The 14,103-nt window shown below is 61.3% G+C and carries 16 protein-coding genes; 12 read left to right on the top strand and 4 right to left on the bottom strand.

The genetic code is table 11. The features are described 5' to 3' along the window. Positions 1-192 precede the first annotated feature (192 nt). On the top strand, positions 193-381 hold the full coding sequence (locus tag JI721_RS04300) for a hypothetical protein (RefSeq protein ID WP_274456836.1): 189 nt from the start codon (positions 193-195) through the stop codon (positions 379-381). A gap of 128 nt (positions 382-509) precedes the next feature. Here the strand turns inward: JI721_RS04300 and JI721_RS04295 are convergent, their stop codons facing one another. Then, a complete protein-coding gene (locus JI721_RS04295) occupies positions 510-713 on the bottom strand; it encodes a hypothetical protein (RefSeq protein ID WP_274456835.1) in 204 nt (67 codons plus the stop codon). Between the two features lie 160 nt (positions 714-873). Between JI721_RS04295 and JI721_RS04290 the strand changes: the two genes are divergently transcribed. Next, complete coding sequence (locus JI721_RS04290) at positions 874-1,602, top strand: DUF190 domain-containing protein (RefSeq protein ID WP_274457664.1); 729 nt, start codon at positions 874-876, stop codon at positions 1,600-1,602. Positions 1,603-1,612: 10 nt separating this feature from the next. Here JI721_RS04290 and JI721_RS04285 read toward each other — a convergent pair whose 3' ends face one another. Beyond that, positions 1,613-2,353 carry a hypothetical protein gene (locus JI721_RS04285; RefSeq protein WP_274456834.1) on the bottom strand — a complete coding sequence of 247 codons (741 nt, stop codon included), beginning with the start codon at positions 2,351-2,353 and terminating at the stop codon, positions 1,613-1,615. A 176-nt stretch (positions 2,354-2,529) separates the two neighbouring features. Here JI721_RS04285 and acpS point away from each other — a divergent pair, with 176 nt between their 5' ends. The 10 genes from acpS to JI721_RS04235 all read left to right on the top strand — a co-directional run bounded on the left by acpS (position 2,530) and on the right by JI721_RS04235 (position 12,083). Beyond that, positions 2,530-2,907: a holo-ACP synthase gene (acpS, locus tag JI721_RS04280; protein ID WP_274456833.1), complete on the top strand. Its 378-nt coding sequence runs from the start codon at positions 2,530-2,532 to the stop codon at positions 2,905-2,907. Between the two features lie 145 nt (positions 2,908-3,052). Further along, on the top strand, positions 3,053-4,543 hold the full coding sequence (locus JI721_RS04275) for an NAD(P)H-hydrate dehydratase (RefSeq protein WP_274456832.1): 1,491 nt from the start codon (positions 3,053-3,055) through the stop codon (positions 4,541-4,543). A gap of 81 nt (positions 4,544-4,624) precedes the next feature. Continuing rightward, complete coding sequence (locus tag JI721_RS04270; protein ID WP_274456831.1) at positions 4,625-5,611, top strand: LolA family protein; 987 nt, start codon at positions 4,625-4,627, stop codon at positions 5,609-5,611. 177 nt (positions 5,612-5,788) lie between these two features. Further along, on the top strand, positions 5,789-7,060 hold the full coding sequence (gene alr / locus JI721_RS04265; RefSeq protein WP_274456830.1) for an alanine racemase: 1,272 nt from the start codon (positions 5,789-5,791) through the stop codon (positions 7,058-7,060). Positions 7,061-7,226: 166 nt separating this feature from the next. Beyond that, positions 7,227-7,499, top strand: a complete 273-nt coding sequence (locus JI721_RS04260; protein ID WP_274456829.1) for a CopG family ribbon-helix-helix protein — start codon at positions 7,227-7,229, stop codon at positions 7,497-7,499. Between the two features lie 4 nt (positions 7,500-7,503). Next, complete coding sequence (locus tag JI721_RS04255) at positions 7,504-7,854, top strand: type II toxin-antitoxin system PemK/MazF family toxin (RefSeq protein ID WP_274456828.1); 351 nt, start codon at positions 7,504-7,506, stop codon at positions 7,852-7,854. Positions 7,855-9,186: 1,332 nt separating this feature from the next. After that, complete coding sequence (locus JI721_RS04250) at positions 9,187-10,422, top strand: adenosylhomocysteinase (protein WP_274457662.1); 1,236 nt, start codon at positions 9,187-9,189, stop codon at positions 10,420-10,422. A 66-nt stretch (positions 10,423-10,488) separates the two neighbouring features. Further along, the gene (locus JI721_RS04245) at positions 10,489-11,370 is read left to right on the top strand and encodes a gamma-glutamyl-gamma-aminobutyrate hydrolase family protein (RefSeq protein WP_274456827.1); all 882 of its coding nucleotides are present in this window, start codon (positions 10,489-10,491) and stop codon (positions 11,368-11,370) included. 124 nt (positions 11,371-11,494) lie between these two features. Further along, a complete protein-coding gene (locus tag JI721_RS04240; RefSeq protein ID WP_274456826.1) occupies positions 11,495-11,776 on the top strand; it encodes a DUF1659 domain-containing protein in 282 nt (93 codons plus the stop codon). 88 nt (positions 11,777-11,864) lie between these two features. Continuing rightward, entirely contained in the window at positions 11,865-12,083 is a 219-nt protein-coding gene (locus tag JI721_RS04235) for a DUF2922 domain-containing protein (protein WP_274456825.1), read from the top strand. A 183-nt stretch (positions 12,084-12,266) separates the two neighbouring features. Here the strand turns inward: JI721_RS04235 and JI721_RS04230 are convergent, their stop codons facing one another. Together JI721_RS04230 and JI721_RS04225 are read right to left on the bottom strand one after the other, a co-directional pair. Then, entirely contained in the window at positions 12,267-12,863 is a 597-nt protein-coding gene (locus tag JI721_RS04230) for a DedA family protein (protein ID WP_274456824.1), read from the bottom strand. An 88-nt stretch (positions 12,864-12,951) separates the two neighbouring features. Beyond that, positions 12,952-14,103 carry a C40 family peptidase gene (locus JI721_RS04225; RefSeq protein WP_274456823.1) on the bottom strand — a complete coding sequence of 384 codons (1,152 nt, stop codon included), beginning with the start codon at positions 14,101-14,103 and terminating at the stop codon, positions 12,952-12,954.

Below are 14,103 nucleotides of genomic sequence, written 5' to 3'. Positions count from 1 at the left end.
CCCCAATGACGGCTTTGGGGGCCCTGCGTTGACCTCGATGCGCGGCTCTATTGACGGTAAAATCGCGGTGAGAGACAATAGGAGGGACGAGTCATTCTTCAGCAGCTGCAGGTCGTCCTGCGCATCGATCTGCCTTTCCACACACCAGAGCCGCTGGCTCTGACTCCGATAGAATTGAACGGAGGACGTCCAATGCCTTCTGCGATTTGTCCACACTGCAATGAACCTGCTTTTTCGAGCGCCGAGTTCAATCATCCGTGGAATTGTCCGACCTGTGGTCGATTGGTGATTCCGTTTACCATCAACAATCCCCGCGAAAGTGTCAGCCTCGGCAAGGATGTCATCATTGAGCAGTACAGTCGGTTCTGGACGGTCGATTGATGAAGACTGATTCAGCGCCGACCACGGTCAAGCGAAACCCCTGCGGGCAGCGACTGCCCGCAGCCACAACGTATCCCAAGTGCCGGCCAACTGCCGTCACAAGCGTCTCAGCGATTCGATGACGCCAATCAGGCAGTTGGCGATGGCGCGTAGAGGTTCTGGGTGGTATAAAATGCGATGCCGATGATGGCCCCGACGATGAGCAGCCCGACAATGGTTTTTTTGCTGTAGGACGGCTTTGCGCCAGGCCGTTTGATGACCAGCAGCGTAAACATCACTGCGGTTACCACAATTAAAATGAGAATTGAGCACAAATGCAGCAGTTCATGCAAGGTAAAAGCCCGCCTTCCGTTGCACGCCTATTGTGTTACGTCCCCTCATATATTGCACTATCAAGGCTGCTTGATCAAACCCATCCGAAGACAGGCATACAAAACGAGACGGCCTGAACACGGCCATGCGATCTTGCGCGCAGGAGAGGTGCGTTTGTCTGTGACAGCAAACGAACGGGTTCCACAGACGCGAGTCAGCGTGAAAATCGGGATCTGGAACGGAGCCCGAACGGTCAAAGGCGGCCAATTGCTCTACCAGCGCCTGTTGACCGACGCGGTTACTCTGGGGATGGGCGGCGGCACCGTCTGGGCCCAAGTTGAAGGCAGCCAGCGCAGACGTGTGTGGCGAACGGTCCAGAGTGAGATTGGCTCCAACGAACTGCCCTTGTGGATGGAATTCCTCGAGGCTGGGACGGCGCTGACACCGTTTTTGGAAACCGCGCGTGCGCGGGTTGGCGACCAAGGCGTGATTGTCTGTGAAACGGTGCAGGTGTGGAACATGCCTGCACTGCGCGGGGAAGCACGGGGACGGCAGGAGGGGGACAGGTTGTCGACGATGTCACGACAGGCGGCGAAAGCAGGCGTGCAGCTGCAGATTTATACACTGGAAGGCAGCAAGGTGGCGGGCAAGCCCGTGTACCAGGCCGCGGCGGAGTACTTGCGGGCGAAAGAGGTGATGTGGATCTCGACGTCCCGCGGGATGGCTGGCTTTGGCGCTGAGCGCCGGATTCATCGCCCGGGCTGGTTTGTGCGGCGGGAGGACATTCCCATCATTCTGACGGCAGTCGACGTGAAGGAGCGCCTCGAACCGCACATCCCCGAGCTGATTTCACTGCTCGGGGACCAGGCGGTCGTATCGACGAGAGCGGTGGACTGGGTACACCCCTAGGCGCCGAGCGTCAAATGCGCTCGCCGCCCACGGCGCGCGCCTGCCAGTCGGAGAGCGCCAGGTAGCGGGCCGTAATCATGTGCGCGATCCACGTCATCACGAGCCCGTAGAGGATACCCACCCACAGCAGGTCTGTCATCGACAGATAATCCGTCAGCGTCATGGCGAAGCCAGTGAAAATCATCGTGCAGACACCGTACGGCAGCATCGGCACAATGCCGTTCAGCAAGGCCAGCGCGGCGTTTTTCAGAGCCTGCTGCATCGGCGCCTGCATTTCGCAGACCAGCGCCACATCCGAGAACAGAAAGACGTAGCGGCCGAAGATGAGCAAAATCGACAGGGCGATGGACAGCGGCGCGGACAATCTGTAGAGCCCAATCACGAAGAGGGACAGCAGCATCCACACCAGATTCCACCCGAGCAGCCGCCAAAATGCGCGCAACGCGTCCGACAGGAAACTCCCGGCACTCGCCGCCGTGCCTGTGTTGACACGCACCAGCGTCCCGTAAAATCCCCCTGTGATGAACACTTGCACAATCAACACGACCACCGGCAGCCACCAGGTGCCCGCGACGATGGGCATCGTCATGTTCCAGATGGAGGGCGCGGTCGTCGGGAGGTTGAGGGTCTGCATGGTGGACGCAGGCTTCGACAATGGCACGTGATTGAGGTACAAATATAGCCAGGACAAACAAGTAAAGACGGTGACGACGACTGCAAGCCAGACCATCGCGATGTAGAACCGGCGCACCATACAGAACATCCTTTCCGCGGTGTCAGTGCCCGCAGCAATGGGCGGCGAACGCCCCCTGGCCCGGGCCGTCTCTCAGGAAAAACAGGACAACCTTGACAAGACTAAATTGTATCAGAATGTTTCCGAGAATGGTGTGCCGCACGTCACGTATCAGGTGTTTTGGGAGGCCATGGATGATTCGGGGAATCGGAACGGACATTGTGGAAATCAGCCGCGTCCAGGCTGCGGCCCGCCGCCACGGCGCGAAATTGGAAGCGCGCATCCTGTCGGAATCGGAGCAGCGGCTCGCGGCCGCTCTGCCCGACCCGCGGCGCATCGAGTTTTTGGCTGGCCGATTTGCTGCGAAAGAGGCGATTGGCAAGGCGATTGGACGCGGCATCGGACACCTGCGCATGCGCAGCGTGTCCATCGAGGCGGACGCCGCGGGCAAGCCGGTGGTTCACTGGCGAGACGAGGACGACGCGCGGCCGTTTGCCGAGGGGCGTTGGCACGTGTCCATTTCCCACTCGGATACGACAGCGTTTGCCGTCGCCATTTGGGAGGACGGGTAACGCCGCGATCTGCGGCTGCGCGCTCGGAACGCGGCCTGTGTCGGGCAGCGTGTGCCGTGCACGGTGTCGTACACAGCTTGGCAGGATTGTACTAAGGATGGGACGGGCGGAATATAAGTATATCAATCCTCGGGGAGGGTACCGGGTGGTTCTGGTAACGAGCGAGCAAATGCGAGAGTTTGACAAGCGAACAATTTCGACACTGCGTGTACCCGGGATTGTATTGATGGATCACGCCGGCAAAGCCCTTGCCGAAGCCGCGCTGGCCAAGCGGCCCCGCTGCGTGGTCGCACTGTGCGGTAAGGGCAACAACGGCGGGGATGGCTGGGTGGCTGCGCGCTGGCTGCGCCACCAGGGGGTCAACCAGGTGCAGGTGGTCAGCACGGTCGACGTCTCGGAACTGACCGGGGATGCGCGGACGGCAGCAACGTCGGCGATCGCGGCGGGGGTCCCCCACCAGGTCTACGCGCCCGGCCAGCCTCTGCCGCCTGCGGACGTGTACCTGGACGCCATTCTTGGCACGGGGGCGGCCAGACCGCTGTCCGGCCAGCTCGCTGACCTCGTGTCGGCGCTGGAGGCCGTCGTCGCGGCATCAGGCGCCTGGGTCATCGCGGCGGATGTGCCGACGGGTGTCAACGCCACGACCGGTGAAGTCGCCGGCCCAGCCGTCCGGGCGCAGCAAACGATTGCCATGGCGGCACAAAAGCTCGGCACCGCGATTACGCCGGGCTGCCTGTATGCCGGGGACGTTGTCGTGGCGGACGTAGGGATTGGCATTGAGCCCTCCGCCGAACTCGCCGCCTTCACGACGGCTGCGGATGTGCGGGCCGCACTGCCGCACCGCGGCCCGCAGACGCACAAGGGGACGTACGGCCGCGTGGGCGTGTTGGTCGGCGAAATGACCGGCGCGGCGGTCCTGGCGGGGCTCGGCGCAGCGCGCGCAGGTGCGGGCCTGGTGATGCTGGCGGGCGAAGAAAGGGTGCAAGGCGCGCCGCTGGAGTTCGTACAGCGTTTGTTTCGCGACGACATGGCTTCGGTGTTCGCACAGAGTCAGGCGCTCGTCATCGGCCCTGGACTCGGGGACGGCGGCGGGCTTCCCGAGCGGACCGCGCGAAACCTGCTGGCTCACTGGGAGAAACCGGGCGTCCTCGACGCGGATGGACTGCGGCTGCTGCGTCAGAACGGAGCACTGCAGCGCCTGCCGGAGGGCCAATGGGTACTGACGCCGCACCCGAAGGAGTGTGCCGCGCTCCTTGAGACGTCGACGGAAGCCGTCCAGGCCCGTCGTCTGGAAGCCGCGACACGGCTGGCGCGGGAGACGGGCGGGGTGGTGATTCTGAAGGGCTATCGCAGCATCATCGCCCACCCAGACGGCCGTGTGCGGGTCAACGCAACCGGCAACGCCGCACTCGCGACCGCAGGTACGGGGGATGTGCTGGCTGGCATTGTCGGCGGTTTGTTGGCGCAAGGCGCCGACTCCTTCCTCGCAGCCTGTGCTGGTGCCTTTTTGCACGGGGCGGCAGGGGAACTTGCGGGGGAACGTCTGACGCTGGTCAGCACGCTGGCGAGTGATGTCGTCGACGCGATCCCAGACGCGATTGGCAAGGCGTTCCACGCGGATTTGGAAGAGCAGTAAAAGCAACACCGGTCCTTCGACACAACCCCCGGGGTACGTCACAGTGTCGAACTCGCTTGTCGAAGAAAGGCGAGGTGGACTATGCGTAAAATTGCAGGATTGGTCATGGCGGCTGGGCTCGTCATCGCGATCGTTGCCGGTTGCGGTGCACCCTCCAAAGACGCAATGGTTGGCAAGCTCAAGTCCGAGTCGCAGACACTCAGTCAGGAAAACTACACCAGCACTGCCATGATGACCGTTCAAACGGACAACAACTCGCAAACGTACTATGTTCAGACGTCCTACGAGGGGCCTGACAAGTATCGGATTGAGCTGGGGGACAGCAACAAGAATATCAACCAAATTATTGTGAAGAACCCCAATGGGATGTTCATTGTCAGTCCGTCGCTTCAGAAAGTCTTCCGGTTCAACGGGGACTGGGCGCAAAACCAGGGACATATTTACTTGTACGATCAAATCTTGCAGCAGATTGTTTCGAGCAACTTCAAGCTGTCTCAGACGGGGGACACCTACTCGTTTGAAATGCCGGTGACGCCGGCGAACGATGTGGTCACGAAAGAACAGGTGGAACTCGACAAAAACCTGCAGCCGAAAAAGGTGGTTCTGTACGACAGCGACAATCAGGCGGTTGTGCTGATTGACTTCAAGACCTTCAAGAAAGGGGTCAAGTTCCAGGATGCGGACTTTGACCCGCAGAAGCTGGCACAGAGCGGAACGGCCAAGACGACCACGGTCGACGAAGCGTTTGGGTACATCCTGCCGGCCGACACGCTCAACGACAAGTTGGCGGAAGCAGAGCCGGAGGCGCAGGACGACTACCTCTTGCGCTATACAGGCCCGTACGACTTCACGCTGTCGGAGTGGCGGCCGAATCCAGGTACGGACGGCATTCCGTCCGCAAGTCTGGTCGACTTGTACGGGGTTCCGGCACTGGAGATGAACGCTGGCAGCGCAAAGCAGTTGATGTGGCTGGACAACGGCGTGGAATTCGCGCTGACCTCCGCTCACCTGACCGATGCACAGCTCCAGCAAATTGCCATGTCGACCCTGGGGCAAGTCGGCAAATAGGAATTCGGATGGGTACCACGGGGTCCTGGAACGGGGACCTGGTCTGACTGGCACGGGGGACCTGCACGCTGTCAACAAGCGCGCAGGTCCCCATTTTCCATTTGCGGGCCGCGCGCGTCAGGTGCAAGATAGGACATGGACCCATTGAAATCAGGACATCGGGCGGAGGGACCTCGGATGTACCGTGGAACGTTTGCAATCGTGGACACATCTGCGATTCGGGAGAACATTCGTGGCATCAAATCACGACTTGCGCAGTCCACCAGGGTGCTGCAGGCGGTCAAGGCCAACGGCTACGGGCACGGCGCGGTACAGGTGGCACGTGCCGCCGTCGCTGGCGGGGCGACCGAATTAGGCGTGGCGACGGTGGAAGAGGCGCTGGCGCTGCGCGAGGCGGGGATAGACACGCCGATTCTCGTCCTCGGAGTGACCACGTCCGAGGGGGCGGAGGCGGCGCGTCGGGCAAAGGTCGCGATCACCATCGGCAACCCGGACCTGGACGGCATTGCCGCGCAGCTGCCAGTCCGGCGAGGCAACGAACCCCAGGGCGATGCCCCTCGTCTCTCCGTGCATCTCAAGGTGGACACGGGCATGAGCCGGCTGGGTGCGCGCGGCGCAGAAGAGGCGGTGCAACTGGCCTTGGCCCTGCAGGCGCGGCCGGACGTTTCGCTGGACGGCGTGTTCACCCACCTGGCGTGCGCAGACAGCGCGGACCTGGCGCATGCCGAAGCGCAGATTGACCAGTTTCGCAGTGTGCTCCGTGCATTGGCGGAGGTTGGGATTCGCCCGCCAGTCATTCACGCGGCGAACAGTGCGGCTGCGCTTCGGCGGACGGACTGGCAGTTTGACACGGTGCGAGTCGGGATCGCGGCGTATGGGTACGGCCCGGCGGGCGTTTACGACAGCCCGGTCCCGCTGCGGCCGGCGTTGCACCTGTACAGCCCCATCGTGCGCATCGCGACGCTCCAGCCGGGGGATACGGTCGGGTACGGCGCCACCTACACGGCGGAGCGGCCGGTGCGCATCGCGACGGTGCCGGTCGGGTACGGGGATGGGTATTTTCGCACGCTGTCAAACCGCGCGAGTGTCGTCGTGCGCGGACATCGCGCACCGGTGGTCGGGAATGTGTGCATGGATCAGCTGATGATTGACGTGACGGAGGTTCCCGACACCGCGGTCGGGGACTGCGTCACGTTGTACGGCCGGTATGCCCCGGACGCATGGAACCGCCGCTTTGGGAGCGTGGACGCGGGGGTGGCGGAGGATGCGAGCGCGGGGAATTCGGCGATGGTGGACCGGATGGCGGACCCGTCGTGGCTGGCTGCCACGTTTGCGGCCGCGGCCGATGCGCCCGTGTTGTCGTTGGACGAACTGGCCGATTTGGCCGGCACCATTTCCTATGAACTGATGTGCGCCCTTTCGAACCGGGTGCCGCGCATCTATGTGTGACAGGGCTGGGCCGAAAAAATTTTGGCGGCGGGAATCGGGCGTGATCGGAGAAAAGCCCATTGCGACGGGGTTTTTGCCGTTTTGGACGTCGATGCACCGTTTTGACACTCGGAAAGGCCTATCGTTATAATAGCGGATGGAATGTATCGGTGTGGAGGTGCCGCGCGTGTCCGATCGTAAGCGCATTGTAGTTTACCTTCCAACGCAGCTGCTGGAACAGGTTGATGTCATGGCAGAGCGGGGTCGAACCAACCGGAGTGAGGTTATTCGGGAAGCGATGCGGCAGTATGTGACGGAGCAACGGAAGTTCGAGATTCGGAATTCAATGCAGCAAGGCTACATGGAAATGGCACGTATTAACCTGCGCATCGCGTCAGAGGCGTTCCCACTGGAGCAAGAAGCGGGAGGAACCGTCGAACGTCTGGTTAGCGGGGTGTAAATGGTTGAATGTCAAACGAGGGGATGTGTTTTTCGCCGATTTGTCGCCAGTCGTGGGGTCCGAACAGGGCGGGTTTCGGCCTGTACTCGTGATCCAGAACAACATCGGCAATCGGTTTAGTCCCACGGTCATCGTCGCCGCAATCACAGCCCAAATCCAAAAGGCAAAGCTTCCAACCCACGTGGAGATCATGGCTGAGGAGTACGGTTTGGAACGCGATTCTGTGATTCTGCTGGAACAAATCCGGACGATTGACAAACAACGTTTGACAGACAAGATTACGCACTTGGATGCGCGATCGATGAAACTCGTTGATGAGGCCCTGCAAATCAGCCTTGGACTTGTGGATTTTTAAGAAATGAATACAGCTCGGAATGGAGGCGTTGGTTGAATCAAACGTCTCCATTTTTCGTTGGATCCTGACAGGCCTGCGGGTCGGATGCTGCGGCGTAAGGCGTGAAAGGTTCCTAAAGTCGGAAGGTCCGGCCAGGCCGGACCCTCATTAAGGCAGGAAGGCTGCCTTATGCGGTGGGCCCTCAGGTTGGATGCTGCGGCGTAAGGCGTGAAAGGCGCCTAAAGTCGGAAGGTCCGGCCAGGCCGGACCCTCGTTAAGGAAGGAAGGCTGCCTTATGCGGTGGGGCCCTCACGGGTGTGCGTCGGTCTAAGGCGTGAAAGGTGCCTAAAGTCGGAAGGCCCGGCCAGGCCGGACCCTCGTTAAGGAAGGAAGGCTGCCTTATGCGGCGGGATCTCGGGTCGGATGCTGCGGCGTAAGGCGTGAAAGGTTCCTAAAGTCGGAAGGCCCGGCCAGGCCGGCCCCTCGTTAAGGCAGGAAGGCTGCCTTATGCGGCGGGCCCTCAGGTCGGATGCTGCGGCGTAAGGCGTGAAAGGTGCCTAAAGTCGGAAGGTCCGGCCAGGCCGGCCCCTCGTTAAGGCAGGAAGGCTTCCTTATGCGGCGGGCCCGCGGGTCGGATGCTGCGGCGTAAGGCGTGAAAGGCGCCTAAAATCGGAAGGTCCGGCCAGGCCGGACCCTCGTTAAGGCGGGAAGGCTGCCTTATGCGGCGGGCCCCTCACGGGTGTGCGTCGGTCTAAGGCGTGAAAGGTGCCTAAAGTCGGAAGGTCCGGCCAGGCCGGACCCTCGTTAAGGCGGGAAGGCTGCCTTATGCGGTGGGGCCCTCACGGGTGTGCGTCGGTCTAAGGCGTGAAAGGTGCCTAAAGTCGGAAGGCCCGGCCAGGCCGGCCCCTCGTTAAGGAAGGAAGGCTGCCTTATGCAACGGGATCTCGGGTCGGATGCTGCGGCGTAAGGCGTGAAAGGTGCCTAAAGTCGGAAGGTCCGGCCAGGCCGGCCCTCGTTAAGGCGGGAAGGCTGCCTTATGCGGCGGGCCCTCAGGTCGGATGCTGCGGCGTAAGGCGTGAAAGGCGCCTAAAGTCGGAAGGTCCGGCCAGGCCGGACCCTCGTTAAGGAAGGAACGACGCCCAATCCGAAGTCCTGCGATTCCGAATGAAATCCCTATCAAAGGAGAGTACAGACTTGGACAAGCTGAACGAGTTTACCCAGAGGAACGATTCGGGCCAATGGAGCGCATCCAACGCCCAGGCCGGCGTGGAGGGTAGCGCCCAAGCTCATGCCCAGGCCGGCGCCCAATCCAGCGCCCAAGCTCATGCCCAATCCAGCGCCCAGGCCAACTCGATGATCCGCGACATCGGTCTGGCGGGGGCGGGAAACCTGAAAATTGACTGGGTAGCTGCACACATGCCGCTGCTCAATCAGGTGCGGGCACAGTTTGAGCGGGAGCGGCCGTTTGCGGGCAAACGCGTGGCGATTTGCCTGCACTTGGAGGCGAAGACGGCGTACCTGGCGCTGACGATTCAGGCGGGGGGCGCGCAGGTGGCGGTGGCGGCCAGCAACCCGCTGTCGACGCAGGATGACGTCGTGGCTGCACTGGTCGATCGCGGCGTGACCGCGTTTGCCTGGCACGGCGCCACGGACGAGGAGTATCATACGCACCTGAACCGGCTGCTCGATTTTCACCCGGATGCCATCATTGACGACGGCGGTGACCTGGTGGCGACGCTGCATCGGGATCGGCCAGCACAGACGACGGAAATCATCGGCGGCTGTGAGGAGACGACGACGGGCATCCTGCGGCTCAAGGCGATGGAGGCGGAAGGGAGCCTTCGCTTTCCGATGATGGCCGTCAACGACGCCTACTGCAAATACCTGTTTGACAATCGATACGGCACCGGGCAGTCGGTGTGGGACGGCATCATGCGCACGACCAACCTGGTGGTCGCCGGAAAAACGGCCGTTGTGGTCGGGTACGGCTGGTGCGGGAAGGGCGTGGCGATGCGGGCCAAGGGCCTGGGGGCGCGTGTGGTCGTCTGCGAGGTCGATCCGATTCGCGCGCTGGAAGCCATGATGGATGGGTTTTCCGTGATGCCGATTGTCGAAGCGGCGAAGGTCGGGGATTTCTTCGTGACGGTCACCGGCAACCGCGACTGCATCACCCGCCCGGCGTTCGAAGTCATGAAGGACGGTGCCGTGCTGGCGAATGCGGGGCATTTTGACGTCGAGATCTCCAAGCCGGACTTGCACGCCCTCGCCACGGACGTACGCACGGTGCGCAGCAACGTCGAGGAGTTCCGGTTCCGCGACGGCCGGAGGGTGTACCTGCTGGCGGATGGACGGCTCGTGAACCTGGCGTCCGGAGACGGTCATCCGGTGGAAGTGATGGACATGACGTTCGCGCTGCAGGCCCTGGGGCTTCGGCAGATTGTCGAGCACCAGTATGCGCCTGGTGTGCATACGATCCCGAAGGAACTCGATGAGACGGTCGCCCGGATGCGTCTTGCGGCGTGGGGGGTCGAGATTGATGCTTTGTCGGCCGGGCAGCGCACTTACCTGACCAGTTGGCACAGCGACTGACCCTCACGGCGCAGCTCGGTTCACCTGACGCACCCCGGGCGCTCCATCAGGCGGGAGGCGTTTTGGGTGAAGCCGTTGATTGGACTGACCAGCTATCGGCACAAATTTGCCTGGAACAAACCGGGACCGGATTTGCAGGGCGCAGTGCTGGCGGACGACTATACACAGGCAATTGAGGAAGCAGGCGGGATCCCGTTGGTGATTCCATACCTAGAGACGGAAGAGGCGGTTCGCCACGTGGTGGAGCGGCTCGACGGCCTGATTCTGACGGGCGGCAACGACATCGACCCCTCCATCTTCGGAGAAGAGCCGCACAAGGGGCTGGGCGAGGTCTGCCCGGAGCGGGATTGGCTGGAAGTTACGTTGGTTCGCTACGCGCGTCAATTCGGAAAGCCGCTGCTCGGCATCTGCCGGGGAATGCAGGTCATCAACGCGGCCCTCGGCGGCACGCTGTACCAGGACTTGGCCCGCGAGTGGGCAGGCTCCATTCAGCACAGTCAACGCGCCGCGAGGCATCACCTGAGTCACAAGGTTCACATCAAGCCGGGCAGCCAATTGTTTCACCTGCTCGGCGCAGCGGAGACGCTGCGGACGAACTCCTTTCACCACCAGGCCGTACGTGACGTCGCACCGGGACTTGTCGCGGTGGCCTGGGATGATGAGGGGCTGGTGGAGGCTGTGGAGGCGGAGGAAGGCTGGTCGCCAGGGGCATCGGGATCGGCGGATGCATTGGGATCGGCCGGTGGGTCAGGGACGCCGGGTGTGCCCGGGGGTCCCGGGACGCCGCGGAGAGGGACGTTTTTGGTCGCCGTTCAGTGGCATCCGGAGAACCTGTGGCGGACGACGCCTGTGTTTCTCGGTTTGTTCCGAGGGCTGGTCGAGGCAGCGCACGATGGCGCTGTACACGACATTGGACTCGCGGGCTTTCCGGAAGTCAGCCATCGCTAGGGCGGCAACGACGGGCGGTGAGGGCGGCGGGGATAGCATCCCTGTCCCCCTTCCGCTCGTTTTGCTGCATCTCCTTGTATGCGCGACAGAAACCACGCCAAACGCGCAGAAGGAGGAGAGACGAATGGCAACCATCACTCCATTGTCTCGACACTTGCAGCTGCAGTTTCAAAACGGCACGCTTGCCAGTGGCAAACCGAAGGTGAAGAACCAGTCGTACACCAACGTGTCGCCCAGCGCGGCGGACGACGACATCCTCGCCGTTGGACAGGCGCTCGCCGCGTTGTCGAGTGAGACCTTGCTGGGCATCGCGCGGCTCGACCAGAGCGGCCTCGCGGCTGCCGCCGCAACGGCTTCCAACACGGGGGCTTCCGGCGCGGCCGGCGGCGCTTCCAGCAACGCGTAATTCGGTTTCGATCACGGCGCAGCACGGTACGAAGACGCGTCTGCCGCCTTTGTGCAGACCGCGCATCACGTTCTAGGGAGGGATTCAGATGGCCAGCAAAGCAACCCTGCAAATGGAGTTTCTAACCGACCAGAACAAAAAGGTCCACGTCAATGTGCCAAACCCGGTACAGCCCATTGACAACACCGCGGTGGAAAACGCGATGGACCTCATCGTGTCGAAAAACATCTTCACGTTTTCGCAAGGCACCATTGTCAAGAAGGTGGGTGCCAGTGTCATTCAGAGTGACACTACGTCCGTGGGCTGAGTGGAAGCGCGGCCCAGCCTTCAGCACCATCGGGTTGGGATGCTCGGAAAGACAGGATGGAAATGGACCCGCCTCGGATGCTCCGGGGCGGGTCTTTTCAGTGAGGGGCCTTTTCGTGGGGCCGACCTTTCGTTGGAACCGACCTCCCGACGAGGCCGTCCATTCCATCGTGCGCGCATCGCCTCAGGTGCTCGGCCGGCGGGCCAGCCACCAAATGAGGCCGACCAGTGCACCAATGCCGACGATGTAGGCAAAATAGGACTGCAGGGTATGCATCATGAGGGTGGCATTTTCGCCAAACCAGTAACCGGCGGCCACCCAGGTGGAACACCAGAGGCAAGCGCTGATGCCTGTGTAAAGGAGGAACAGGCGCAGGTCCATCCGGCTGAATCCAGCGACATAGGACGTCACGGAGCGAATGCCTGGGACGAACCTGCCTGGGATGAGAAGGAATGCACCGTACTTGTCGATGAGTCGGGTGGTGCGCATCATGCTGCGTTTGTTGAAAACGGGGAGTCGGTCGACCAAGCGCCCAAGTTCAGGCCCGTAATAATAGCTGGTCCAGTAGGCGACCGATGTGCCCATCAGGTAGCCAGCGATGCTGCACAGGATGACACCGGGCAAGGCGAAATGACCCTCGGCGGCTGCATACCCGTACAGCACCATCACAGCGTCACCCGGGAACGGCAGTCCCAGGCCTTCGATGATGAGGGCCAGTGCGATTCCTGGGTATCCGAGGGCGAAGATATCACGGGCCAGTGCACCAAATAAGTTCCACACCAAGCGTTCCTCCGCATCGTCAGCAGTCCGCGGTTGTCCGCGTCATTCTATGCTTACGATCGGAGGGGCTGGGACATGTCACGACGTGTTATTGAATCACGCGCCGCGCCCCGATGTATTTCGGTCCCCAGTAAGAGTTGGTGATGTTGTCGATGACCACGCCCTGGTCTTCCGCGTCCAGCATCATCCCGTTGCCAATGTAAATTCCGACGTGCGTGGCACCTGGCGCATAGGTGCTGAAGAACACCAGGTCGCCGGGTTCAAGACTGCTTTCAGATACAGGGACACCGACCGAGTACTGCTCCTCCGACGTGCGTGGCAGCCCAATCCCGAAATGGCCGTACACATATTGGACAAAGCCCGAGCAGTCAAATCCGGGGCTGGGTGATGTTCCACCCCACACATACGGCGTATTCATGAACTCTTCCCCGAATTGGATGATTTGCTGTGCATTTCCGTGCGCGAGCGAACCCGTGGTATGACTGGAAGCGATTTGCTGCGCTTGCGCCGTTTCCTCTTCGATTTGTTGAATTTGCGACTGTGTCAGTTGAATCTGGCTTTCCAAAATGGTGCGCTGCCGGGTTTGCTGCTGCAAGTTGCTCTTGACTTCGGCCAGCGCGCTTTGCTGCTGCTGTTCAAGGATTTGCTGCGCCCGTTCATACGTTTGCAGCTGTGCCTGTTTCTGTTGCAAGTCCGCGTACTGCACTTTCTGCTCGGCCTGCTGCTGTTCAATGGATTGCTGCAAATCGGTGACCTGCTGCACCAACTGCTGCTGCGCCTTGCTGATTTGTTCGAGCATATACAGGCGCGACAGGAGATCGTCGAAGCTGGTGGACTGCATTAACACATTCATGTACGGTACCTGACCATTTTCGTACATGGTGCGAATTTGTGCTTCCAGTGCAGCCTTGTCCGCGTTCAACTTCACCTGGTTCTGCTGGAGCTTGGTATTCAGAACGTTGATTTTCGCTTGGACTGCGGCGGTTTGCTGCTGGTTGGCAGCGATTGCGGAACGAATATTGGCGAGTGACGTGTTGGTTTGCTGGATGGAAGAAGTGAGCTGGGCAGCCTTGGCTTTCTCTTGTGAAATTTGCTTGTCGGTTTGGTTCGCTTCGGCTTGCAATTGACTCATCTGCTGCTTTTCAGAAGAAAGTGAGTCGGCATACGCTGGGACAATGGTCATCGAGGCCAATACCGCTGCCGATGAGAATCCGATGATGAGGCGGCGAGCTGCGCGCAA

Source organism: Alicyclobacillus cycloheptanicus, assembly GCF_028751525.1.
Classification (GTDB): Bacteria; Bacillota; Bacilli; order Alicyclobacillales; family Alicyclobacillaceae; genus Alicyclobacillus_L; species Alicyclobacillus_L cycloheptanicus.
This window is presented reverse-complemented; position numbering and strand designations above follow the sequence as displayed.

What these genes read in the sequence shown, in the direction of transcription:
- JI721_RS04300 (WP_274456836.1), top strand. Translation starts at nt 193, where the DNA reads ATGCCTTCTGCGATTTGTCCACACTGCAATGAACCTGCTTTTTCGAGC.
- acpS (WP_274456833.1), top strand. Translation starts at nt 2,530, where the DNA reads ATGATTCGGGGAATCGGAACGGACATTGTGGAAATCAGCCGCGTCCAG.
- JI721_RS04270 (WP_274456831.1), top strand. Translation starts at nt 4,625, where the DNA reads ATGCGTAAAATTGCAGGATTGGTCATGGCGGCTGGGCTCGTCATCGCG.
- alr (WP_274456830.1), top strand. Translation starts at nt 5,789, where the DNA reads ATGTACCGTGGAACGTTTGCAATCGTGGACACATCTGCGATTCGGGAG.
- JI721_RS04250 (WP_274457662.1), top strand. Translation starts at nt 9,187, where the DNA reads ATGATCCGCGACATCGGTCTGGCGGGGGCGGGAAACCTGAAAATTGAC.
- JI721_RS04240 (WP_274456826.1), top strand. Translation starts at nt 11,495, where the DNA reads ATGGCAACCATCACTCCATTGTCTCGACACTTGCAGCTGCAGTTTCAA.
- JI721_RS04235 (WP_274456825.1), top strand. Translation starts at nt 11,865, where the DNA reads ATGGCCAGCAAAGCAACCCTGCAAATGGAGTTTCTAACCGACCAGAAC.